The organism is Serratia ureilytica (genome assembly GCF_017309605.1).
Classification (GTDB): domain Bacteria; phylum Pseudomonadota; class Gammaproteobacteria; order Enterobacterales; family Enterobacteriaceae; genus Serratia; species Serratia ureilytica.
Window position 1 is genome coordinate 1,590,872 of record NZ_CP071320.1, and the last position, 22,531, is coordinate 1,613,402.

Annotated in this window: 19 protein-coding genes; 9 read left to right on the top strand and 10 right to left on the bottom strand. The window is 60.5% G+C overall.

The window, feature by feature from the left end:
* Positions 1–36: 36 nt before the first annotated feature.
* Positions 37–903 (top strand): DNA-binding transcriptional regulator YeiE, encoded by an 867-nt coding sequence (gene yieE, locus J0X03_RS07405; RefSeq protein WP_021505917.1) that lies wholly within the window; start codon positions 37–39, stop codon positions 901–903.
* Between the two features lie 221 nt (positions 904–1,124).
* Positions 1,125–2,603, top strand: coding sequence for an amino acid permease (locus J0X03_RS07410; RefSeq protein WP_033643798.1), 1,479 nt, complete (start codon positions 1,125–1,127; stop codon positions 2,601–2,603).
* 46 nt (positions 2,604–2,649) lie between these two features.
* Here the strand turns inward: J0X03_RS07410 and J0X03_RS07415 are convergent, their stop codons facing one another.
* Positions 2,650–3,750, bottom strand: a complete 1,101-nt coding sequence (locus tag J0X03_RS07415) for a GGDEF domain-containing protein (RefSeq protein ID WP_149542675.1) — start codon at positions 3,748–3,750, stop codon at positions 2,650–2,652.
* A 368-nt stretch (positions 3,751–4,118) separates the two neighbouring features.
* Here J0X03_RS07415 and J0X03_RS07420 point away from each other — a divergent pair, with 368 nt between their 5' ends.
* Together J0X03_RS07420 and J0X03_RS07425 are read left to right on the top strand one after the other, a co-directional pair.
* A complete protein-coding gene (locus J0X03_RS07420; protein WP_033643796.1) occupies positions 4,119–5,201 on the top strand; it encodes a FecCD family ABC transporter permease in 1,083 nt (360 codons plus the stop codon).
* Positions 5,198–5,986, top strand: coding sequence for an ABC transporter ATP-binding protein (locus J0X03_RS07425; RefSeq protein ID WP_160204438.1), 789 nt, complete (start codon positions 5,198–5,200; stop codon positions 5,984–5,986). Before J0X03_RS07420 ends, J0X03_RS07425 begins: the two co-directional genes overlap by 4 nt.
* Before the next feature lie 32 nt (positions 5,987–6,018).
* On the opposite strand, the gene J0X03_RS07430 is transcribed toward J0X03_RS07425, so the two are convergent.
* The 5 genes from J0X03_RS07430 to puuR form a co-directional block, all read right to left on the bottom strand.
* Complete coding sequence (locus tag J0X03_RS07430; protein WP_033643794.1) at positions 6,019–6,966, bottom strand: siderophore ABC transporter substrate-binding protein; 948 nt, start codon at positions 6,964–6,966, stop codon at positions 6,019–6,021.
* A gap of 55 nt (positions 6,967–7,021) precedes the next feature.
* Positions 7,022–9,010 (bottom strand): ligand-gated channel protein, encoded by a 1,989-nt coding sequence (locus tag J0X03_RS07435; RefSeq protein ID WP_123061838.1) that lies wholly within the window; start codon positions 9,008–9,010, stop codon positions 7,022–7,024.
* Between the two features lie 244 nt (positions 9,011–9,254).
* Positions 9,255–10,250 (bottom strand): ABC transporter permease, encoded by a 996-nt coding sequence (locus J0X03_RS07440; protein ID WP_160204437.1) that lies wholly within the window; start codon positions 10,248–10,250, stop codon positions 9,255–9,257.
* Positions 10,247–11,758, bottom strand: coding sequence for a sugar ABC transporter ATP-binding protein (locus J0X03_RS07445; RefSeq protein WP_160204436.1), 1,512 nt, complete (start codon positions 11,756–11,758; stop codon positions 10,247–10,249). The genes J0X03_RS07440 and J0X03_RS07445 overlap by 4 nt, the downstream gene beginning before the upstream one ends.
* A gap of 154 nt (positions 11,759–11,912) precedes the next feature.
* Positions 11,913–12,470 (bottom strand): HTH-type transcriptional regulator PuuR, encoded by a 558-nt coding sequence (gene puuR, locus J0X03_RS07450; RefSeq protein WP_016927000.1) that lies wholly within the window; start codon positions 12,468–12,470, stop codon positions 11,913–11,915.
* Between the two features lie 394 nt (positions 12,471–12,864).
* On the opposite strand from puuR, the gene J0X03_RS07455 reads away from it, so the two are divergent.
* Positions 12,865–14,283 carry a glutamine synthetase family protein gene (locus J0X03_RS07455; RefSeq protein ID WP_160204435.1) on the top strand — a complete coding sequence of 473 codons (1,419 nt, stop codon included), beginning with the start codon at positions 12,865–12,867 and terminating at the stop codon, positions 14,281–14,283.
* 535 nt (positions 14,284–14,818) lie between these two features.
* Positions 14,819–16,186, top strand: a complete 1,368-nt coding sequence (locus J0X03_RS07460; protein WP_025303526.1) for an APC family permease — start codon at positions 14,819–14,821, stop codon at positions 16,184–16,186.
* A gap of 70 nt (positions 16,187–16,256) precedes the next feature.
* Here the strand turns inward: J0X03_RS07460 and sbcB are convergent, their stop codons facing one another.
* From sbcB to J0X03_RS07475, 3 genes are all read right to left on the bottom strand, one after another.
* Positions 16,257–17,684, bottom strand: a complete 1,428-nt coding sequence (sbcB, locus tag J0X03_RS07465; RefSeq protein WP_160204434.1) for an exodeoxyribonuclease I — start codon at positions 17,682–17,684, stop codon at positions 16,257–16,259.
* Positions 17,685–17,774: 90 nt separating this feature from the next.
* Positions 17,775–17,963, bottom strand: coding sequence for a DNA polymerase III subunit theta (locus tag J0X03_RS07470; protein WP_033643787.1), 189 nt, complete (start codon positions 17,961–17,963; stop codon positions 17,775–17,777).
* Positions 17,964–18,017: 54 nt separating this feature from the next.
* Positions 18,018–18,224, bottom strand: coding sequence for a hypothetical protein (locus tag J0X03_RS07475; RefSeq protein WP_103100951.1), 207 nt, complete (start codon positions 18,222–18,224; stop codon positions 18,018–18,020).
* A 258-nt stretch (positions 18,225–18,482) separates the two neighbouring features.
* On the opposite strand from J0X03_RS07475, the gene J0X03_RS07480 reads away from it, so the two are divergent.
* The gene (locus J0X03_RS07480; RefSeq protein ID WP_160204433.1) at positions 18,483–19,592 is read left to right on the top strand and encodes an SDR family oxidoreductase; all 1,110 of its coding nucleotides are present in this window, start codon (positions 18,483–18,485) and stop codon (positions 19,590–19,592) included.
* A 36-nt stretch (positions 19,593–19,628) separates the two neighbouring features.
* Here J0X03_RS07480 and J0X03_RS07485 read toward each other — a convergent pair whose 3' ends face one another.
* The gene (locus tag J0X03_RS07485) at positions 19,629–20,375 is read right to left on the bottom strand and encodes a S24 family peptidase (protein WP_004935623.1); all 747 of its coding nucleotides are present in this window, start codon (positions 20,373–20,375) and stop codon (positions 19,629–19,631) included.
* A 176-nt stretch (positions 20,376–20,551) separates the two neighbouring features.
* On the opposite strand from J0X03_RS07485, the gene J0X03_RS07490 reads away from it, so the two are divergent.
* Both J0X03_RS07490 and J0X03_RS07495 read left to right on the top strand, forming a co-directional pair.
* The gene (locus tag J0X03_RS07490) at positions 20,552–21,319 is read left to right on the top strand and encodes an N-acetylmuramoyl-L-alanine amidase (RefSeq protein WP_160204432.1); all 768 of its coding nucleotides are present in this window, start codon (positions 20,552–20,554) and stop codon (positions 21,317–21,319) included.
* A gap of 94 nt (positions 21,320–21,413) precedes the next feature.
* A complete protein-coding gene (locus tag J0X03_RS07495) occupies positions 21,414–22,481 on the top strand; it encodes an FUSC family protein (protein WP_033643781.1) in 1,068 nt (355 codons plus the stop codon).
* Positions 22,482–22,531 lie beyond the last annotated feature (50 nt).

Consider the following 22,531-nt stretch of genomic DNA (forward strand, 5'->3'; position numbering starts at 1 on the left):
TCTCTGGCAGAACCTTCTTTCAATACCGGGACAGCTATGCATATCACGTTGCGTCAACTGGAAGTCTTTACCGAAGTGCTGAAAAGCGGTTCGACCACGCAGGCCTCGGTGGTGCTGGCGCTGTCGCAGTCGGCGGTCAGCGCGGCGCTGGCGGATCTGGAAGGGCAGTTGGGCGTGCAGCTGTTCGATCGCGTCGGCAAACGGCTGGTGATTAACGAGCACGGCCGGTTGCTGTATCCCAAGGCGCTGGCGCTGTTGGAACAGGCGGGGGAGATAGAGCAGCTGTTTCGCCATGACGGCGGGGCGTTGCGCATCGCCGCCAGCAGCACCATCGGCAACTACATGCTGCCGGAGATGATCGCCCGCTACCGCCGGGATTTTCCCGCCACGCCGCTGGAGCTGAACGTCGGCAACAGCCAGGACGTAATCGTGGCAGTGGCGGATTTTCGCGTCGATCTGGGGCTGATCGAAGGGCCTTGCCATATGCCGGAGCTGGTGACGCAGCCGTGGCTGGAGGACGAGCTGGTGGTGTTCGCCGCGCCGGATAACCCGCTGACCCGTCAACCGCCGACGCTGGAGGCGCTGGCCAATGCGCCGTGGATCTTGCGCGAGCGCGGTTCCGGCACCCGTGAGGTGTTGGACCATCTGCTGTTGGCGCATCTGCCGCACTTCCAGCTGGTGATGGAGCTGGGCAACTCGGAGGCGATCAAGCATGCGGTGCGGCACGGCATCGGCATCAGCTGCCTGTCGCGGCGGGTGGTGGCGGAACAGCTGGCCAGCGGCGCGCTGGTGGAACTGCCGGTGCCGTTGCCGCCGCTGCGCCGCACCCTGTACCTGATCCGCCATCGGCAAAAGCACGTCTCCAACGCGTTGCAACGTTTTCTCAGCTATTGCGTGCTGTAACCGGCGACACGTCAAGCCCTCTGCTGCCGCGCAGGCCGGAAAAAGCATAAAAACCTGCGCGCGCTCACATTAATGAGAGTAAGTAAGGCTATAAGGGCCGCAGCTAATAATTGCCTCTGAATTATGAAGCTATCTTATATCGGTGCAATGTTGCTAGTTCACCGGCGGGTATTTGTTACAATCCGCCCTCATTTTTCGAAGAGCAGATAGATAGGGAACGAATGGCTCAGCAGGATATAAAAACATCGGGGCAGCAAGCACCCGGATTGCGCCGTGAATTGAAAGCCCGGCATTTGACCATGATCGCCATCGGCGGCTCCATCGGCACCGGCCTCTTCGTCGCCTCGGGCGCCACGGTTTCTCAGGCAGGCCCCGGCGGGGCGCTGCTGTCTTACGCTCTGATCGGTTTGATGGTGTACTTCCTGATGACCAGCCTGGGCGAACTGGCGGCCTTTATGCCGGTCTCCGGTTCATTCTCCACCTACGGCGCCAAATACGTAGAAGAAGGCTTCGGCTTCGCGCTGGGCTGGAACTACTGGTACAACTGGGCGGTGACCATCGCCGTTGACCTGGTGGCCTCGCAGTTGGTGATGAGCTACTGGTTCCCGGACACCCCGGGTTGGATCTGGAGCGCGCTGTTCCTCGGCCTGATGTTCCTGCTGAACTACATTTCGGTGAAAGGGTTCGGCGAGGCGGAATACTGGTTCGCGCTGATCAAGGTCAGCACCGTGATTATCTTCATCGCCGTCGGCGTGATGATGATCGTCGGCATTCTGAAGGGCGGCGAGCATGCCGGCTGGCAGAACTGGACAATAGGAGACGCGCCGTTTGCCGGTGGCTTCTCGGCAATGATCGGCGTGGCCATGATCGTCGGCTTCTCGTTCCAGGGCACCGAACTTATCGGCATCGCAGCCGGCGAATCGGAAAACCCGGGTAAAAACATCCCGCGCGCGGTGCGTCAGGTGTTTTGGCGTATCCTGCTGTTCTATATCTTCGCCATTCTGATCATCAGCCTGATCATTCCGTACACCGATCCGAGCCTGTTGCGCAACGACGTGAAAGACATCAGCGTCAGCCCGTTCACGCTGGTGTTCCAACATGCCGGCCTGCTGTCGGCGGCGGCGGTGATGAACGCGGTGATCCTGACGGCGGTGCTGTCGGCCGGTAACTCGGGCATGTATGCGTCGACCCGCATGCTGTACACCCTGGCTTCGGAAGGCAAGGCACCGCGCATTTTCGCCAAGCTGTCGAAAGGCGGCGTGCCGCGTAACGCGCTGTATGCGACCTGCGTGGTGGCCGGCCTGTGCTTCCTGACGTCAATGTTCGGTAACCAGTCGGTTTACCTGTGGCTGCTGAATACCTCGGGCATGACCGGTTTCATCGCCTGGTTGGGCATCGCCATCAGCCACTACCGTTTCCGTCGCGGCTACATGCTGCAGGGGCGCGATCTGAACGATTTGCCGTACCGTTCCGGTTTCTTCCCGCTGGGGCCGATCTTCGCCTTCGTGCTGTGTCTGATTATCACCCTGGGGCAGAACTACCAGGCCTTCCTGCAAGACAAGATCGACTGGTACGGCGTGACCGCGACCTACATCGGTATTCCGCTGTTCCTGCTGATTTGGTTTGGTTACAAGCTGTCGCAAGGCACCCGTGTCGTGAAGTACAGCGAGATGGAATTCCCGAAGATGGACGTGAAGTAATTTTCGGTGAGTGACACGCGGCGGGGGGCTCCCGCCGCGTTTTGTTTTACTTTTTCCCGCCTTTGGCTTCCGCCAGCGCCTGCTGCGCCGAGCTCATCAAACTCTCTACCGTCGCGTAATCCTGCGTCAGCGCCACAATGCCGGCGTTAAGCTGCATGTTCACCTCGCCGAACGCGCCAAAATCGTAGGGCGCCTCCAGCGGCGGCACAATGCGCGCCAGGAACTCGCTTTCCGCGCCGTAGGGCAGATCGTGCACCAGAATCAGAAACTGGCCGCCGGTATAGCGGCAGATGTAGTCGCTGGGGCGGATCAGCGTCTTGAGGCGCTCGCCGACGGTGCGCAGCACGTCGTCGCCGATCTGGACGCCGTGGCTTTGGTAGAGCGCCGCCAGCGGGCCGAATTCAAGAATGAACAGGTGGGAGATCGGCTGCGCCGTTCCGGGACGGCAGATGCTGCGCATTACCGCCTCGCCGCCTGCGCGGTTGAGAAAGCCGGTCAGGCGATCGCGGTGCGACGCCTGCTGCTTCTCCCACGCCAGCGTGACGTGCTGCACCAGCTGGCGGTGGTAGCGCGCGATCATGCCGTGGGCCAGCACCAGCCACAGCGGCGCGAGGTCCGCCAGGACAAACAGGTTTTGCACGCGCGACAGCGGCGCCGCCAGCAGGTAAGGCAGAGTCAGCGCGATCACCTCAAGCAGCGCGAAGCGCGGGACGGCGGCGTGGCGTTGCATCAGCCAGCAGGCCAGGGCGGTGATCGTCAGGCCGGCGAACAGCATTAAGACGAAGCGGCCCGAGAGCATCGCCAGAGCGGCGCTGGCGCCGACCAGCAGCGCCCACAGCAGCACCGTCACCAGCATGGCGTTCGGCCAGGCCGGTTGACGCCGGCGCGCCAGCCAGGCTCGCCCGGCGGTCAACAACAGCAGCAGCAGCAACAAACCGATGCCGAGCGGCCGCTGGACCAGCCAGGCGTACCCCGCCAGCAGCGCGGCCGGCCCTGCGGCATTCAGCCAGGGCGTGAGAGGAGAGGGCGTCAGCGTGAGACGCAGCTGGCGTTGAAACGGCTCGTCATCGGCGTGCAGCGGGCTGTATAACAGCCAGTTCAGCAGCGCCGGGCGTTTGGGCGTTACCGCCGGAGATGGACTTCTCATTACAGCCTCGTCAATCAATAAGGCCGCTCTTGCGGCGGCCTGAAGTTTTTTTGCACGCGCGGTGCTGTGATTTTGGATTCTATGTGGTTTTGCCGTTATTTGTCAGAGTCTGGTCGGATCAGGAAGAATTTTCAGAATAATTAACCTACTGGCCGTTGGCGGGGGAAAGCGTGGTGGTTTGAAAAATGGCGATAAAAAACAAATTATTACATTTCGACAACGCCGTTTTCACCTATTGATATGATTGATAAGTATTATCGTTTGTTTTATTGTTAACGGCCGTGCGCAGGCTGCTGCCGCACACTTTTCGGTTCACGGCGGCCGCTTTCGCGCCGCTGTCATGATGGTTGCAACAGGTATCTTAACTAATGAGCGTATCCACCGATCCCATGACTGAAGCCAAGGGGCAACCCGACGCCGGCGTGATGGGGCGTTATCAGCATATTCTTCGCCATCGCCTGTTGATGATGGGCGTATTGGCACTGGCGATCCTGGGCTCGCTGCTGCTGGATTTCACCATGGGGCCGTCCGGCCTGTCGTTGTCGTCTTTATGGCAAACGCTGCTTGATCCCGCCGCGGCCGATGCCGGCACGCGGGTGATCGTCTGGGACATCCGCTTGCCCTATGCGTTGATGGCGGTGGTGGTGGGCTTTGCGCTCGGCCTGGCCGGGGCGGAAATGCAGACCATCCTGAATAACCCGCTGGCCAGCCCCTTCACCCTCGGGGTGTCTTCCGCCGCGGCCTTTGGCGCCGCGCTGGCGATCGTGCTCGGCATCGGCATTCCGGGGATCCCCGATCAGTGGTTCATCTCCGCCAACGCCTTTATCTTCGCGCTGTTCGCCGCGCTGATGCTTGACGGCATCACGCGCTGGACGCGGGTCGCCACCTCCGGCGTAGTGCTGTTCGGTATCGCGCTGGTGTTTACCTTCAACGCGCTGGTCTCGATGATGCAGTTCATCGCCAGCGAGGATACGCTGCAGGGGCTGGTGTTCTGGACCATGGGCAGCCTGGCGCGCGCCTCGTGGGACAAACTGGGCATTCTGTTCGGGGTGTTCGCCGTGCTGCTGCCGCTGTCGATGATGAGCTCGTGGAAACTGACCGCGCTGCGTCTGGGTGAAGACCGGGCGGTGAGCTTCGGCATCGACGTGCGTCGGCTGCGTTTGACCACGCTGCTGCGCATCAGCATGCTCTCGGCGCTGGCGGTGGCTTTCGTCGGGCCGATCGGCTTTATCGGTCTGGTGGCGCCGCACATCGCCCGCATGATCTTCGGCGAAGATCACCGTTTCTACCTGCCGGCCAGTGCGCTGATTGGCGCGCTGGTGCTGTCGATGGCCTCGGTGGCGTCGAAAAACCTGGTGCCTGGGGTAATCATCCCGGTGGGGATCGTGACGTCGCTGGTCGGGGTGCCATTCTTCCTGAGCATTATTCTGCGCCACCGGGGGAACGTATGAGCCAGGGTTTACGGATAGAAAACTTCTCGGCGGGTTACCCGAAACGCCAGGTGATCGACAATCTCTCGGTGCCGATGCTGCCGCGCGGGCAAATCACCGTGTTGCTGGGGCCGAACGGCAGCGGCAAATCGACATTGCTGCGCTCGCTGGCCGGGCTGAACCCGGCGCAGGGCAAGCTGTGGCTGGACGACGGCGATTTGATGCAGATGCCGTTCGCCCGTCGGGCGGAGAAAGTGGTGTACCTGCCGCAGTCGCTGCCCGCCGGGGTGCATCTGCACGTGCTGGAGTCGATCATCGTGGCGCAGCGCGCCTCGGGCGGCCGCAGCAACGCCGGCAGCGAAGCGGAAGTGATGGCTTTGCTGGAACAGCTGGGCATCGCCCACCTGGCGCTGAGTTATCTCGATCAGCTGTCCGGCGGCCAGAAACAGCTGGTGGGGTTGGCGCAGTCGCTGATCCGTCAGCCGTCGCTGCTGCTGCTGGATGAGCCGCTGAGCGCGCTCGATCTCAACTACCAGTTCCACGTGATGGATTTGGTGCGCCGCGAAACCCGCAAGCGCGATATCGTGACGGTGGTGGTAGTGCATGACATCAACATTGCGCTGCGTCACGGCGACCACGTGCTGATGCTGCAGGATGGCGATCTGATCGCCGACGGCGCGCCGGATCAGGTGATTACGCCGCAGAGCCTGGCGCGGGTCTATGGCGTGCGCGGGCGCATCGAGCGTTGCTCGCAGGGCACGCCGCAGGTGCTGATAGACGGTCTGGTGAAACAGCCGACGATATAGTCCAAGAAAAGCCCGGCATCGCCGGGCTTTTTTTATCGCGCAGCGCGGTTCAGTGCTTCGCTCACGCGTTCGACGACGTGCTGGGCGGTGACGATGCCGCCGGACAGATAGACCTCGGCCGCCGGCAGGTAAACCACCTGGCCTTTTTTCACCGCCGTGGTTTTCTTCAGCGCGGTGCCGGTGAGGATTTTCTGCGGCGCCACTGCGTTCGGCCGACCGGTCGCGGCATCTCTGTCGATGACGAACAGCCAGTCCGGGTTCAGTTTGGCCACCTGCTCAGGCGTCAGCTTATTGCCGCGCACGTCTTTTTCATCGGACTGCAGCGCGGACGAGAAGCCGAGAGCGTCATAGACGAAGCTGAAACGGCTCTTGGGGGCGTAAGCGCTGATCTTGCCGCCGGAGAACAGCACCACCAGCCCGCGTCCGGCCTGGGCGGCCTGCGGTTTGACCGCCGCGATCTGCGCATCCAGCTTATCGATCGCCGCCTGCGCCTGTTGCGGTTTATCGAACAGCTCGCCCAACTGGCGGGTGCGCTGTTTCAGGCTGCCCAACTGATCCTGCTGATCGACGGACATGTTCAACGTCGGTGCCAGCGTGTTCAGCTCGTCATAGGCTTTGGACGCCCGGCCGGCGATCAGGATCAGATCCGGTTTGGCGGCGCGCAGCACGGCCATATCCGGTTCGAATAGGGTGCCGGCATTGAGGTATTTGTCATCCTGATAGCGCTTCAGGTTATCCGGCAAGTTCTTGCGGTTGCCGGGCAGCGCCAGCGGCTCGACGCCCAGCAGCTGCAGCGTTTCCAGCGAAGCGTAATCCAGCACCACGATGCGCTGCGGGTGCTTCTTCACCTCGGTGCTGCCGTTCAGGTGCTGGACGTTGACGGTGGCCGAGGCCGCCGGCGCGTCGGTTTTGCTGTGGCAACCCGCCAGCGCCATCGCGGCCAGCAGGGCGATCATCAGGGGGGAGCGGCGTAATCTCATGGAGCTTCCTCTCGGTGATGGAATGAAAAGGGCGCGCAGCGCGCGCCCGGGGGCATCAGAAGTTGTAGGTCATGCCGACGGTGTAACGGCGGCCGTCCAGCGTGGTGCGGTAGTGATCGTAATCCACGGTCTTGTCGAGAATGTTGTAGACCCCGCCGGTCAGCTGCAGGTTTTTCGCCGCCTGGTAGCTCAGGCCCGCATCGACGAAGGTATAGGACGGGGTGCTGGTCTCCATCGACGTGCGGCTCAGGTAGTCTGAGGTGCGGCTGCGGAAGTTAACGCGCGACCACAGGCTGAGGTCTTGCGTAGCCTGCCAATCCAGCACGGTGTTGATCATGTGCTTAGGCATCTGGTTCAGCGCCTTGCCCTGGAACTCGCCGCTTTTCTGCTCGGAAGCGGTGTAGGTGTAGTTGGCGTTCCACTTCCAGTCTTTATTGATCTGCCAGCCGAAGGTGGCCTCTACGCCGCGCATATTGGCTTTGTCGACGTTGACGCGATCGCTGATAAAGTCGTAGACGTCATTGCCGATCTTACAGTCCGGCGTGTCTTCGCAGCGGCGCACTTCGGTGATCTTGTTCTTGAAGTCGGTGTTGAAGACCGTCACCCCGGCATTGACGCCTTTCAGGCTATCCCACATCAGGCCGATCTCTTCGCTCAGGCTCTTCTCCGGCTGCAGATCCGGGTTGCCGACGATGATGCCGTTACGCACGCCGCCGCCGGTGACCTGGCCCCAGCTGGCGGAGGATTGGCGCAGATCCGGCGAACGATAGCCGGCGGAGACGCCGCCTTTCATCGTCCACTGTTCGGTCAGGTGCCAGACGCCGTACATGCGCGGCGACCAGTGGCTGCCAAAGTTTTGATCGCGATCCATACGGATGCCGCTGGTCAGGCTGAAGTCGTTGGTCAGCGCCCATTCGTCCTCGGCGAACAGCGCCCAGCTCCAGCGCGTCAGCTGGTTGACGTCTTGCGCCGAGCTCAGCTGGTTGCCGCTGTCGCCCAGTTTCTCATAGCGGTATTGGCCGCCGAGGTTCAGCATGTGGGCACCCAGCTCGAACTGGTTCTGGGTGTTGAAGATGGTGTTGTACATCTTCATCTTGCGGCCCGGGTTATTGGTCTCTTCCCGCTGAACGTAGCTGGTGGAGTTACCGAAGTCGTAATAACCGTTGTGGGTCAGCGCGTAGTTGGTGCGGGTGTAGAGATTTTCGCTGCGAGAGGTAGGTTTGCACTTGCCTTTGCTGCAGCGCTCCGCCACCACCGATTTGCCCGGCGTGCTGTTGCGATCCTGCAGCGAGCGGCCGATTTCGAAGTCGAATTCGTTTTTCTCGTCCGGCGTCAGAGTGAACACCGCGGTGCCGCTGCGCATGCGCTGTTCGTTGTAACCGTTGGCGATTTTATCTTCCGCGCGGCGCGACAGCAGGCCGTTGACCCGCACGCCGAGCAGGCCTTCAATCAGTGGGCCGGAGGCGTAGGCGTTGGTCTGGAACAGATCGCCGGAATCGCGGTTTTCCTGAAGGGTGGCGTCGCCGTGCAGCGAGCCTTTCCACTCGGTGCGGGAAGTCTTGCGGGTGATGACGTTGATCACGCCGCCCATGGCGTCGGAACCGTACAGCGAAGACATCGGCCCGCGCACCACTTCGATGCGCTCGATGGCTTCCATCGGCGGCAGCCAGCCCTGTTCGATGCCGGCGTTATCGCTGTTCGGCCGGGTGCCGCGGGTGTCAACGCGCTTGCCGTCCACCAGGATCAGCGTGTACTTGGAGGACATGCCGCGGATGCTGATGTCGCTGCTGCTGGCGCCGCCGGTGACGACCACGCCCGGCACGTCTTTCAGCGCGTCGGTCACGTCGCGATAGGCCTTATCTTCGATCTGCTGGCGCGGGATCACCGAGATGGAGGCGGCGGAGTCCTGAATTTTTTGCTGGAAGCCGGAGGCGGTGACGACCATGGTGTCTTGGGTGTCGTCCTGCGGCGCGGCCAGTGCGGCGGTGGCGCTGAGTGAGGCGATCACCAGAGCGGCGAGCTTGCTGTAACGTGGCGTTTCCATGAGGTAAACCTTTCCTGGATTGAAGTGAAAGTAATTAACCAATTGAATTTCTAATGAAATAATTCATCGTTCGCTGAGAAATCCGTCGCTTCGTCAGCGTTGCGTGAGGCCATTGTAAGGATTTTTTACTGAATGTAAACGCTAATGATAATTCATATCATTTGTATGCTTGTTATTCTGGCGGGAAAGAGTAACCGGATGAATTAAAGGGAAAAGCGGCGCAGCAGACGTGCGCCGGAGAGGATCAGCGTTTCTGGATATAGGTGATGGCCAGCGCCAGCGCCAACACCAGGCCTTTGATAATGTCCATGGCGTAGTAGGGCACCGACAGCATCACCAGGCCGTTTTGCAGCACGCCGAGGATCACCGCGCCGATCAGGGTGCCGAGCGCATTGGGTTTGCCGGCGCCGGCCAGCGAGAAGCCGATGTAGGCCGCCGCCACCGCATCCATCAGATAGCCACCGCCGGCATTGACCTGCGAAGAGCCGATACGTGACGCCAGCAGGATGCCGCCAAGCGCCGCCAGCCAAGAAGAAATGACGTAAGCGGCAACCCTGTAACGTACGGTGCGAATGCCCGACAGGCGTGCCGCCTCGGGGTTGCCGCCGATGGCGTACATGCGGCGGCCGTGCTTGGTCAACGACAGGAACAGCTGTACCGCCACGGTGACCGCCAGCATGATCAGCACGATCACCGGCACCTGGCCGAGGGCGGAAAACACTTCCGGGATCAGGCCTTCCGCCATGTCGCCATTCGGCAGCACCATGTTTTGGGTGATGGAGCCGCCGTAGCTGTAGGTCATCGCCAGGCCCTGGATCACGAACAGGCTGGCCAGCGTCGCCAGCATATCGGGGATTTTGAGCACCACGATTAGCAGGGCGTTGAACAGGCCGACCAGCGTGCACAGCAACAGCGTCACCACGATGGCGCCGGTGGTGCCGAACCCGTGCCAGACGAACAGGGAAATCACCAGCGCGTTGGCCAGCGAGGCGGTCGAGCCGACCGACAGATCGAAACCGCCGACCGACAGCGAGATAGAGACGCCGATGGCGATTACTGTCACGATGGCGATCGAACGCAGGATATTGATGATGTTGTTGGCATCGAGAAAGTTGTCCGACGCCAGGCCAAACAGGGCGACCAGCGCCGCGACGGTCAGCAGCATGCCCCACTTGTAGAGGAAATCAAACAGCTGTTGGCGCCAGGGCAGCGCCGGCCGCAAGGCAAATTCTTTACTCACGCAGGGGTTCCTCCGGTGGAATAGAGCAATAAGGTTTCTTCGTCGGTATCGGCGGCGTTCAGCTCCGCCACGATGCGGCCATCCCACAGCACGCAGATGCGATCGCACAGGCCAACCAGCTCGGCGAACTCGCCGGAGGCGTAAATCACGCCTTTGCCGGCGCGGGCCAGGCCGTCGATCAGGCTGAACAGCTCCTGTTTGGCCTTGATGTCCACGCCCTTGGTCGGCTCATCGAAGATCAGCACGTCGGCGTCGCCGCGCAGCCACTTGCCGATCGCCACTTTTTGCTGATTGCCGCCGGACAGGCGCGCCAGCCGCTGTTGCGGGCCGGAGGCGCGAATGTTCAGACGCTGCATGATCTCGCGCGCCCAGCGCAGCTCTTGCCGCCGGCTGAACAGGCTCCAGCGCGAGAAGCTGTCATCGGCGCTGACGCTCAGGTTCATCGGGATCGCCTCATCGATAAAAATGCCTTCTTTGCGGCGTTCTTCCGGCACCAGCGCCAGCCCCTGTTCGACCGACAGATGCGGCGCACGCGGCGCCCAGGGCTGCCCGCGCAGTTCGCCGCGTTCGAGCTGCACGGCGCCGGCGCCGAACAATGCCTTGCACAGTTCGGTTTTGCCCGCCCCGGCCAGCCCGGCGATGCCGAGAATTTCGCCCTCATGCAGCCGCAGCGAAACGTCGCGCAGCTTGTGGCGATCGCGCAAGCCTTGCACCTGCAGCAGCGTTCGCTCAGGGTGCGGCGGGCGCGGCGGCGGGAAAATGTCGTCCAGCCGATGGCCGAGCATCTTCTCGACGATCTGTTCGCCGCCGAGGCCGCGCATGGCGTCTTCGCTGACGCGGCGGCCGTCGCGCAGCACCGTCAGCCGATCGCAAATGTCGCTCAGTTCGTGGATGCGGTGAGAAATGAACACGATGCCGATGCCTTCGGATTGCAGGCGGCGCACCACGTTAAACAGGCGCTCGCTCTCGGCGCGATCGAGCGGCGCGGTCGGTTCGTCGAGCACCAGAAAACGGCAGCGGTGCGACAGCGCGCGCGCCAGCAGCACTTGCTGTTTTTCCGCCAGCGTGCAGTCCGCCAGGCGTCTGCGCGGATTGAGCGGCAGCGCCCATTGCTGCAGCAGCTGCGCGGCGCGGCGGTGCAGCTCCGCCCAGTTCAGCCAGTGGCCCGGCTCGTTCAGCCAGTCCAGCATGATGTTCTCCGCCACCGACAGTGTGGGGATCAGCGCGACGTCGACTTCTTGCTGCACCACGTGAATACCGTGACGGCGCGCCTGCAGCGGGGAGTGGATCGCCACCGGCTGGCCGTCGATCAGGATCTCGCCGCGGTAGTGATCGTGGGCGCCGGAGAGGATCGCCATCAGCGTCGACTTGCCCGCGCCGTTGGCGCCGACCAACGCGTGGATTGAGCCGCCGTGCAGCGTGAAGTCCACGTCCTGCAGCGCGTTGAAGCCGGCGAAGGCGATCGAGATATTGCGCATCTCGAGGCGCGAAGGCGTTGCGGTTGACATTGCGTAGTGAGGCCGTTTAGATGTTTAGATGGCTGTTTTGCTCTGTTGTAACACAGATTGCGCCGTTGGCAACCAACAAAATGGCATAACGGCGATGAAAGCGTGGGCGGACAGGGGCGCAACCCGCGTCAGGCTGCGCCGGAGCGATAAACGGTCAGAAGGTGGTGGGGGTGTGTGCGCTGACGATGCGGCAGATGCGCGCCGACGTATTGCTGAAGCTGTGCGGAATGCCGGTGTTGATGGCGTAGCTCTGACCGGCGGTCAGGCAGTAACTCTGGCCGTTGATGGTCAGCACGATCTCGCCCTCCAGCAGGGTGCCTATCTCTTCGCCCTGATGCTTGATCTTTTCGCCGGTGGTGGTGCCGGGCTGGTAGGTTTCCAGCATCATCGCCAGGTTGCGCGTCGGGCTGCCGTTGTGCACCAGCTTCATCGACACCCCCTGGCTGCCGATCTCAATCAGATCCTCGGCGTCGATCACCACGCGCGGTTCGTCGACGGCCTCCGGTTCGGCAAAGAATTCCGACAGCGACAGGCCATACACCTTAAGCAACTTTTGCAGCGTGCTGATGGCCGGGCTGACTTTGTCCTGTTCGATGGTGCTGATCGCACTGTGGGTTAACCCGGACAGTTCGGCGACCCGGCGCTGCGACAAACCCAATTGCTGGCGGATCTGCGACAGGCGTTTGCCCGGTGCCAAGCTGGCTTCGCTCATAGCGGTACTTCCTTCTGGTAAGGGCGACAGGCTGAAATGACGATCGGTATCGGGCGCCTGCCTGGTCGATAACGATGCTGCATGATATCGGTAGTTAGGGTAGGTTTGGAAAATATATTGCCCATGCTCACCGTCGGCGCGGCGGACAAAATAGTTGACGTGAAAATGGCGGCAAGGCCTTTTCGGTCAATATTTTATCAATTTAGCAGCCGGTGGCGAATAATCAAACAGGATTGTAACATTTGCAAACCCATTCTGTTAAGACTATGTTTCATGTTGTGGATGTTATTTTGAGCGCCCGCAGCGGCGCGACCTGGCGAGAAATCCAATCATGTGTTGAATCGAACGGCGGACGGGCGCCAACGCGCCTTAAGAGCATAATGGCGGGTGACGTATGCAAACCAATAGCGCAGCAGTTGAACATTTTGCACAGCATCATGAAGAGAGGCGAAGTAGCGCGTTCCAAAATGAGGTCGCTCATTATTTGGAACGCCATCCCGCCACGCAGTATATCGATATCCTTCTCACCGATCTCAATGGTTCCTTCCGCGGCAAACGCATACCCGTCTCAGGGTTGAAAAAACTGGAAAAAGGCAGCTACTTCCCCGCGTCGGTGTTCGCCATGGACATCCTCGGCAACGTGGTGGAGGAGACCGGCCTTGGGCAGGAGCTCGGCGAGCCGGACCGCATTTGCCTGCCGGTGCCCGGTTCGCTGACGCCGTCGGCCGCCGATCCGGAGCATATCGGCCAGGTGTTGCTGACCATGCTGGATGAAGATGGCACTCCCTTTGACGTTGAACCCCGCAATGTGCTGAACCGCGTGTGGCAGGCGCTGCGCCAGCGCGGTTTGTTCCCGGTGGCAGCGGTAGAGCTGGAGTTTTATCTCATCGATAGGCTGCGTGACGCGGAAGGCGATCTGCAGCCGCCGTGTGCGCCCGGCACCCAGGAGCGCAACACCCAAAGCCAGGTGTACTCCGTCGATAACCTGAACCATTTCGCCGAGGTGCTGAACGATATTGACGCGCTGGCGAAGCTGCAGGGGCTGCCGGCGGACGGCGCGGTGGCGGAGGCGTCGCCGGGGCAGTTCGAGGTCAACCTGCGTCATACCGATGATATTTTGCTGGCCTGTGACCACGCGCTGGCGCTGAAGCGGCTGGTGCGGCTGGTGGCCGAGAACCACGACATGAACGCCACTTTTATGGCCAAACCCTATGAGGATTACGCCGGCAGCGGCATGCATGTGCATGTCAGCATGCAGGACGGGGCGGGCAACAACCTGTTCGCCGACGCCGAAGGCGAGGATTCGCCGCTATTGAAACAGGCACTGGCCGGGATGATCACCCTGATGCCGGCGTCGATGGCGCTGTTGGCGCCGAACGTCAATGCCTACCGGCGTTTCCAGCCGGGGATGTATGTGCCGATCCAGGCCGCCTGGGGCCACAATAACCGCACCGTGGCGCTGCGCATTCCCTGCGGCGAACCGGAGAACCATCGGGTGGAGTATCGCGTGGCCGGCGCCGACGCCAATCCGTATCTGGTGATGGCGGCGATCCTGGCCGGCATGCTGTACGGGCTGGACAACCTACTGCCGCTGCCTGAGCCGGTGACCGGCAACGGGCTGGAGCAAGAGGGGCTGCCGCTGCCGATCCGCCAGAGCGACGCGCTGTACGAGTTTGAACATCAGCACGCGCTGACGCACTATCTCGGCGAGCGTTTCACCCGCGTTTATCACGCCTGCAAGACCGACGAACTGCTGCAGTTTGAACGGCGAGTGACGGAAACCGAGATCGACTGGATGTTGAAAAATGCCTGAATAGGCGTATAAAGTAAGAGGTATGTGCGGGCGACTGGCCTGCCGGCAGCGGATTAATTCGCCTGCCGGGCTGGTTTTCCGTGCGATCGACAAAAAGAATTTGTATTTGAGGGTTTCCGGATCTTGTCATTCGGAGGCATTCTGGTGCAAAATATCTCAAATGCAGATAGCCGACGTTTTGAAAGCGTCGGTTATTTTTTTTGCATTATGTTTTACCAACGTAGCGTTTCATACACCAAGCGAGGCCGGACACCGATCCGGATAGATAAATAGTTTCGTGCACGATCAAACAAAACTCTATGGTCGTGACTCATGAGGATTAGAAAGATGGGGCAATTTTTCACTTTAGCGCCGGTGCCCGCCGGTTTCCGCTGTGGCCGCAGCGACTATGGAGCAGCCGAGGTTACCTCGACCCGTTATCCAGCTTACAACCCCCTTCTTTTAGAATTAAGTCGCTCGTTGCGAAGTTTCCCCGCAACCTTAAGTCTTGGCGTGTCCGCCATCCGCAAGGCTCAAGGTAAGGGGGGGCTGAACAATGTCCGATAACACCATCAACGCCGCTCCGGCTCAGCGCACTCAGCTGCGTAAAACCCTGACTTTAGTTCCGGTAGTGATGATGGGCTTGGCTTACCTGCAGCCAATGACCATTTTCGATACCTTCGGCATCGTATCCGGCCTGACCGATGGTCACGTCGCGACCGCGTACGCCTTCGCTCTGCTGGCGATCCTGTTTACCGCCCTGAGCTACGGCAAGCTGGTGAAGAAGTTCCCTTCCGCCGGTTCCGCCTACACCTACGCCCAGAAAGCCATCAGCCCGCACGTCGGCTTTATGGTGGGCTGGTCATCGCTGCTGGACTACCTGTTCATGCCGATGATCAACATTTTGCTGGCCAAGATTTACCTGGAAGCGATCTTCCCGGGCGTACCGTCCTGGATCTTCGTGGCGGTGCTGGTCGGCTTGATGACGATTTTCAACCTGCGCGGCATCAAGCTGGTGGCTAACCTGAACTCCATCATCGTGGTGGTGCAGGTGGCGATCATGATCGTGTTCCTCGGCCTGGTGATCAACGGCATTTACCACGGCGAAGGCGCCGGTACGCTGGTCAGCAGCCGCCCGTTCTGGTCCGATAACGCTCACGTGGTGCCGATGATTACCGGCGCGACCATCCTGTGCTTCTCGTTCCTGGGCTTCGACGGCATCAGCTCGCTGTCCGAAGAGACCAAAGACGCGGAAAAAGTGATCCCGAAAGCCATCTTCCTGACGGCGCTGATCGGCGGCATCATCTTTATCGTGGTGTCTTACTTCGTGCAGCTGTACTTCCCGGACATTTCGCGCTTCAAGGATCCGGACGCGTCGCAGCCTGAAATCATGCTGTACGTGGCGGGTAAATTCTTCCAGTCGGTGATCCTGGTGTTCTCCTGCGTGACGGTATTGGCGTCGGGCATGGCGGCGCACGCGGGCGTTTCGCGTCTGATGTACGTGATGGGCCGCGACGGCGTGTTCCCGACTCGCTTCTTCGGCTATGTGCATCCGAAGTGGCGTACCCCGGCGCTGAACGTGCTGCTGGTAGGCGCCATCGCGCTGTCCGCAGTGTCGTTTGACCTGGTGACCGCGACCGCGCTGATCAACTTCGGTGCGCTGGTGGCCTTCACCTTCGTTAACCTGTCGGTGATCTCGCAGTTCTATATTCGCGACAAGATGAACCGCACCGTGAAGGACACGTTCAACTACCTGATCCTGCCGGTGATGGGCGCACTGACCGTCGGCGCGCTGTGGATCAACCTGGAAGCCAGCTCGATGACGCTGGGTCTGGTTTGGGCGGCCATCGGCCTGATCTACCTGGCCTTCGTCACCCGCAGCTTCCGTCTGCCGGTGCCGCAAGCGAGCGAAGACGCCGCCTAAGCGCGAGCCGTCTCCTCAGCCACAAAAAAGGCCGCTTTCGCGGCCTTTTCCTTTTCTGCTGCGGCGGATTTTATCCCACCAACTCTTTGCCGTAATCGAACAGCGCTTTCAGCAGGGCGGTTTTCTCTTTGTCGCCTTCGTGCAGGTTATACAGCGATTCGAGCTGCAGCAGATAGCTCTGCACGCGCTCCGCGCTCAAGGCTTCCTGACGATGTTGCAGCCAGCGGCGCTGCTCGGCGTCGTCCAGCGTATTCGGGTAGTTGCGCGCGCGGAAGCGGAACAGCAGCTCTTTCATGCGGTCGTCGCTGAAGGCCAGATCCAGCGCCGGCAGGTTCTGCGGCTTGGTCTGCTGGATAATCCTCATCGCCGCCTTGTCGGCGTCGCTGAAGAAACCGTCGTACAAGCGGGCGTCGACGTCCTCGGAACCTTTGAACGGCTCGGCTTCGGCGAACAGCGCGACCACTTTCTCGCGCACTTCCGGATGCTGTTTCAGCAGCTGCAGATTTTGCAGGCACGCCTGACGATCGATGCCCAGCCGCTCGGCGTTCTCCGGCAGCAGGGTTTTGGCCGGCGCCAGCACCGGGCATTTGTTGATGTGCACCAGCTTGATCGGCACCGGCGCCTGATCCGGCGCCAGATCGTCGCGGCGGGTGTACAGCCGCTCACGCAGCTGCTCGGCGCTCAGCGTCAACAGCGGCGTCATGTCGCCGGCCAGATCGCACATGATCACCGCGTTCTTGTTGTCCGGGTGCCAGGCCAGCGGCGATACCCAGCTGGTATTGCCGCGCGCCGCGCCGAACATGCCGGAGACGTGCACCAGCGGCGTCATGTCGGCGACGTCGATCAGGGCGTTCAGCTTGTGTTTATTGCGGTGCTGCAACAGGAAATCGAACAGCCGCGGCTGCGCCTGCTTGACCAGCTTGGCCATGGCGATGGTGGCGTAAACGTCCGACATCGCATCGTGAGCCTGCGTGTGCTCGACGCCGTTGGCACGCGTCAGGTGTTCCAGGCGGAAGCTGGGGAAACCGTCTTCGTTTTCCGGCCAAACGATGCCGTCCGGGCGCAGAGCGTAGCAGGCGCGCATCACATCCAGCAGATCCCAGCGCGAGTTGCCGTTTTGCCAGCTGTAGGCGTAGGGATCGTAGAAGTTGCGATAGAAGATATTGCGGCTCACTTCGTCATCGAAGCGGATGTTGTTGTAACCGAGAATGCAGGTGCCGGCCACGCTGAAGGCCTGATGGATTTGGCGGGTGAATTCGGCTTCGTTAACGCCTTTGGCGCGCGCCACCTGCGGCGTGATGCCGGTGATCATCACCGCCTCCGGCTCCGGCAGGTAATCGTCGGCCGGGGCGCAGTAGATGACCAGCGGCTCTTCGATAATGTTGAAATCCATATCGGTGCGCACGCCGGCGAACTGCGCCGGGCGGTCCAGCGACGGGCTCTTGCCGAAGGTCTCGTAATCGTGAATGTAAAATGTGGCCGTTGCCTTGCTGCTCAAAATCGCGTCTCTTCAGTGGCGGATACAATATGCCTCTATTGTAACGGCGTGGGGAGCGATGCCAAGCGGCGGTTAGCGAAATGCGCGCAATTACGCACGGCGATAATAATTCAGCCGTTGATGAAAGTAGGGGAGCAGGTGGTCGGGGACCTGTTGTTCTGTTTCCGCCTGAGTGGAGGCGATGCCGTAGCGTTCGTTGTAGATCACGCTGATGGCCAGCAAATCGGTTTCTATTTTCTCGCGTTGCGCCTGCGGTAAGCTATCCAGCTTTCGAGCCATCGTTATCTCCCTGTTAACCTTAGGGCATAATAGGATCGTTAGCGGATATTGTCCCTACCCATTCCGGGGGGCAGTCGACGCCTGAGCGCCGGGTTGCGCGCAAGGCGCCTGGCCGTGGCGGGCGGCGAACTCACTCTCTGCGTGATGTGCCTGGAAGCGATCCACGCGTTGATACAGCGAACAGGCGCCGCCGATCACCGCCACCCAAAACAGGGTGCATAGCAGCAAAACCCCCACCCAGATTCTTTGGTTATAGGTCATAAGTCCTCCACGGACGAAAAGAGAAATAACATTGACCATTAAATTAAATCAGGGGTTACATCAATGGTATTTAAACAGTAGGGATTAATCGTAATCTTGTCCCGACTCTTTTGTTACTAAACCCATGATGGATGTTTCAAAAGATTCCTTAAGATAATATTAAGAAAAGTGTTTAAGGGCGCCGTAATTCTATTTAATAATTGTTTAATTATCCGCAGATACAATCTTCCACATTCAATGCCAATGTGGGTGACAATTATGAAAACGCTGCTGTTGACCGGCGCTACCGGCTTTCTCGGTGGTGCGGTTCTTGAAAAATTATTGATTGAAAATCAGTCTATTAATTATCTTTTACTGGTGCGCGCCGACGATGCGCAGCAAGGGCTGGCCCGTATTCGCGCGAATATGGAAAAATTTAATATCGACGCGAATCTGCTGTCTAAAATTACGATAGAAAATATATTGTTGGGCGACCTTTCCGAGCCGGCCGACTTTTTAACTGACGCACGCATTAACAAAGTCACGCACGTTATTAACTGCGCGGCCGTTGCTTCTTTCGGTAATAACCCGCTCATTTGGAAGGTAAACGTAGAAGGCACACTGGCCTTTGCCGAAAGAATGGCGCAGGTGCCGGGATTAAAACGCTTCCTGCACGTCGGTACCGCCATGTCCTGTTCGCCGGAGCCGGGGTCGCTGGTGGCGGAGAGCGGCGAGTTTGAGGAAGACGCCGAGCACCTGGTGGAATATACGCGTTCCAAATCCACCATCGAACAGCTGATGCGCCAGCGCTGCCCGCACATGCCGCTGACCATCGCCCGTCCGTCGATCGTCGTTGGCCACACTCGCCTGGGTTGCCAGCCTTCCAGCAGCATTTTCTGGGTGTTCGGCATGGCGCTGATGCTGCGAAAGTTCATGTGTTCGCTGCAGGACAATATCGATGTGATCCCGGCGGACTACTGTGCGGATGCGTTGGTGATGTTGATGAACAGCGAAACGCTCGAGAACGACGTTTATCATATCTCCGCCGGTGAGGAGAGCAGCGTCAGCTTTGCCGAAATCGACCGCGCCATGGCGGCGGCGCTGGAAAAGGCGCCGGTGGGCGATGAGTATGCGCAGGTGACGTATGACGCGCTGGTGAAAATGCGCCGTCAGCTGAAAGACATTTTCGGCCCGTGCAACGAGCGGCTGATGCTCAAAGCGATGCGCCTGTACGGATCGTTCGCCATGCTCAACGTGCGTTTCAGCAACGAGAAAATCCTCAAGCTGGGCATGCCGAAACCGCCGCGCTTCACCGACTACATCGCCGGCTGCGTGCAGTCGACCCGCGGGCTGTCCATTCAGCAGCAGATGGTGGTGGACTTCAAATAACCGCCGGGCGCCCTGGGCGCCCGACGCTGTGGTCCGTTACCAGGACGAAGATGACCAGAAGACGCGGCCGAGCACCACCAGTTGCTCTTTGCGCTGCTGATAGCTGAGATGCTCGTCCTGGTACTCTTCCCGGTTAAGGGAGCGGATGACGACGCCGCCGTCCGGCTGCTCGATAAGCACCTTCACCCGCAGCAAATTGCCGTGGCGGATGGCGTAGGTCTTGCCCTCGCGGATGCGCGTGTCGTCGGTGTTGATGCCGACCACGTCGCCGTCCTGCAGGCGCGGCTCCATGCTGGAGCCGGAGATGCGGATAATGCGCGCGGCGTTGACCGCCACCCCCATCTTGTGCAGATAGTAACGGCGAAAGATCAGCGAAAACTCCTCGCGATCGACGATTTCGTAGCAGCCGTCGCCGGCGGAAAAATCGATATCCAGCAGCGGGATCTCCACAAACTCTTCCTTGTCTTGTTCGGTATCTTCCCATACCACCGGTTTCAAGCGGGCGGGTTGGAAGTCCGACTCCGCCGCCACGTTGTCAAACGGGCGCACCAGCTGCTTTTCATGAAACACGTCGAACCAGCCCTTGGGCAAATTCAGCCTGGCCTCGATCCGCCTGGCCAGATTGTCGCCAAGATTGCGGGAGGATTTTTCCCCGATGATTTGGCTCAGCGTTGGCGCGGAAGACTCAACCAGCGTGGCGAATTCATTCTGGTTGACGCCTTGCCGGGCGTAGCGGGCCATCAATTCGCGCAAATTGTTGCGCCTGATTTCTTTAGTTTCCATCGTGCAATGATCGCACTCTTTAGCAAAAAGGTAAATAACGATTTTGCTAAAAAACACTTGCGCATGATTTAGCAATTAGCTAAAACAAAAAGGGTGAGCCAAGGGTTCACCTGTGCGGGGCGGCCTGTCATGATGAGGGGCCGCTCAGTGAAATCAAACGAGAGAGGGACTTTACGATGTACAAGATTGATTACAATAGCTACCGATCGGTCGCCAGCTTCGGCCACCGCGTGCGTTTTCTGGTGCTGCACTACACGGCACAAAACTTCGCCGACTCGGTGAAGTCGTTGACCGGAAAATCGGTCAGCGCGCACTATCTGGTGCCGGATCCGACCGAGGCCACCTATCAGGCCGCCGGCTTCAGCGGCGTGCGCATTTTCAACCTGGTGGACGAGAACGAGCGCGCCTGGCATGCCGGCACCAGCCAATGGGGCACCCGCAGCAATATCAACGACACCTCGATCGGCATCGAGATCGTTAACCTGGCGAGTGGTGACGGTGAAAACATCACCTTCCCGCCGTTCAATCCGCAGCAGATCGAGGCGGTCACCCAGCTGGCGCAGAATATCCTGCAGCGTTATCCGGACATCTCGCCGGTGAACGTGGTGGCGCACTCCGACATTGCGCCGGGTCGCAAGAGCGATCCGGGCCCGCAGTTCCCGTGGCAGCAGCTGTATCAGGCCGGCGTCGGCGCCTGGTATGACGAAGCGACCAAGCAGCAGCGCCAGCAGGAATACTGCAGCCAGGGCCTGCCGGCGCAGGCCGAGCTGCTGAAGCTGTTCGCCCAATACGGCTACGACACCTCGGCGGCGAACACCGCAGAGGGCTATCGCCAACTGGTGCGCGCGTTCCAGCTGCACTTCCGTCAGCAGAAGTATGACGGCGTGATGGATGTTGAAACCGCCGCCGTTCTGCGCGCGCTGGTCGACAAGTACGTCGCCTGAGCCTGAAGGTGAATGGGGGACGCCTCATTCGCCTTTTCCTCGCCGGGCTTCCTCCGCTAAAATAGCGGCCTGGCTGGTCTTTATCGGAGGCACTGTGCGCCTCGATCGAAAAATCTCTTCCCTTGAACTGCTGACCTATCGCCACTACCGCATCGTTCACGGCGTGCGCATCGGGCTGGCGTTTATCCTGACCTTTCTGCTGATCCGCCTGCTGGCGGTGCCCGAAGGCACCTGGCCGCTGATCACCCTGGTGGTGGTGATGGGGCCGATCTCGTTTTGGGGCAACGTGCTGCAGCGGGCGCTGCAACGCATTGCCGGCACGGTGTTCGGCGCCGCCTCCGGCCTGATCGCCCTGTATCTGGAGCTCTATTCGCTGCCGCTGATGCTGGTTTGGTGCGGCGTGGTGATGTTCGTCTGCGGTTACCTGACGCTCGGCAAACGGCCGTATATGGCGCTACTGGTGGGGATCACGCTGGCGGTAGTGTGCGGCGCGGGCGCCGGCGACATGCACACCGCGCTGTGGCGCAGCGGCGACGTGATCTTCGGCTCGCTGTTGGCGCTGCTGTTCACCAGCATCTACCCGCAGCGCGCCTACATTCTGTGGCGCATGCAAATGGCGGACTGCCTGCAAACCGCCGCCCGCCTCTACGGCGCGTATTTTTCGCCGAACGTTATCGAGCGGCCGCGGCTGGAGCCGCAGCTCAAGGATCTGTTGAATCAGGTGGTGAAGCTGCGCAGCCTGATCGTGCCCGCCAGCAAGGAAACCCGCATCCCCAAAGCGGTGTTCGAGGCGGTGCAAACCCTCAGCCGCAATCTGGTGTGCACGCTGGAGCTGATGGCCGATGCTTACTGGGCCTCGCGCGAAACGCACTTCATCATGCTGAATGCCCGCACGCTGCGCAGCACCCAGCTGCTGACGCTGAGCTCGCTGGAGTCGCTGGCGGTGCTGATGCGCGAAGGGCCGCAGGCGCAGCGCCAGGCGGCGGCGGGGCAGCTGGCGGAAATCGCCGGCGAGCTGAAAACGCTGATGCAGGAAGTCAGCGTCGGCCAACACGGCGAAGCGCCGATTTACGGCTACGTTTGGCTCAGCATGGAGCTGGCGCAGCAGTTGGAAGAGTTGGGGGATTTGCTCCAGGTTTGCACCGCCGCCGGGCGCGAATAAGGGGTCAGATCATGAAGGCGGCGCTTTGGGTTTTGGCCGCCGGGGCAAAG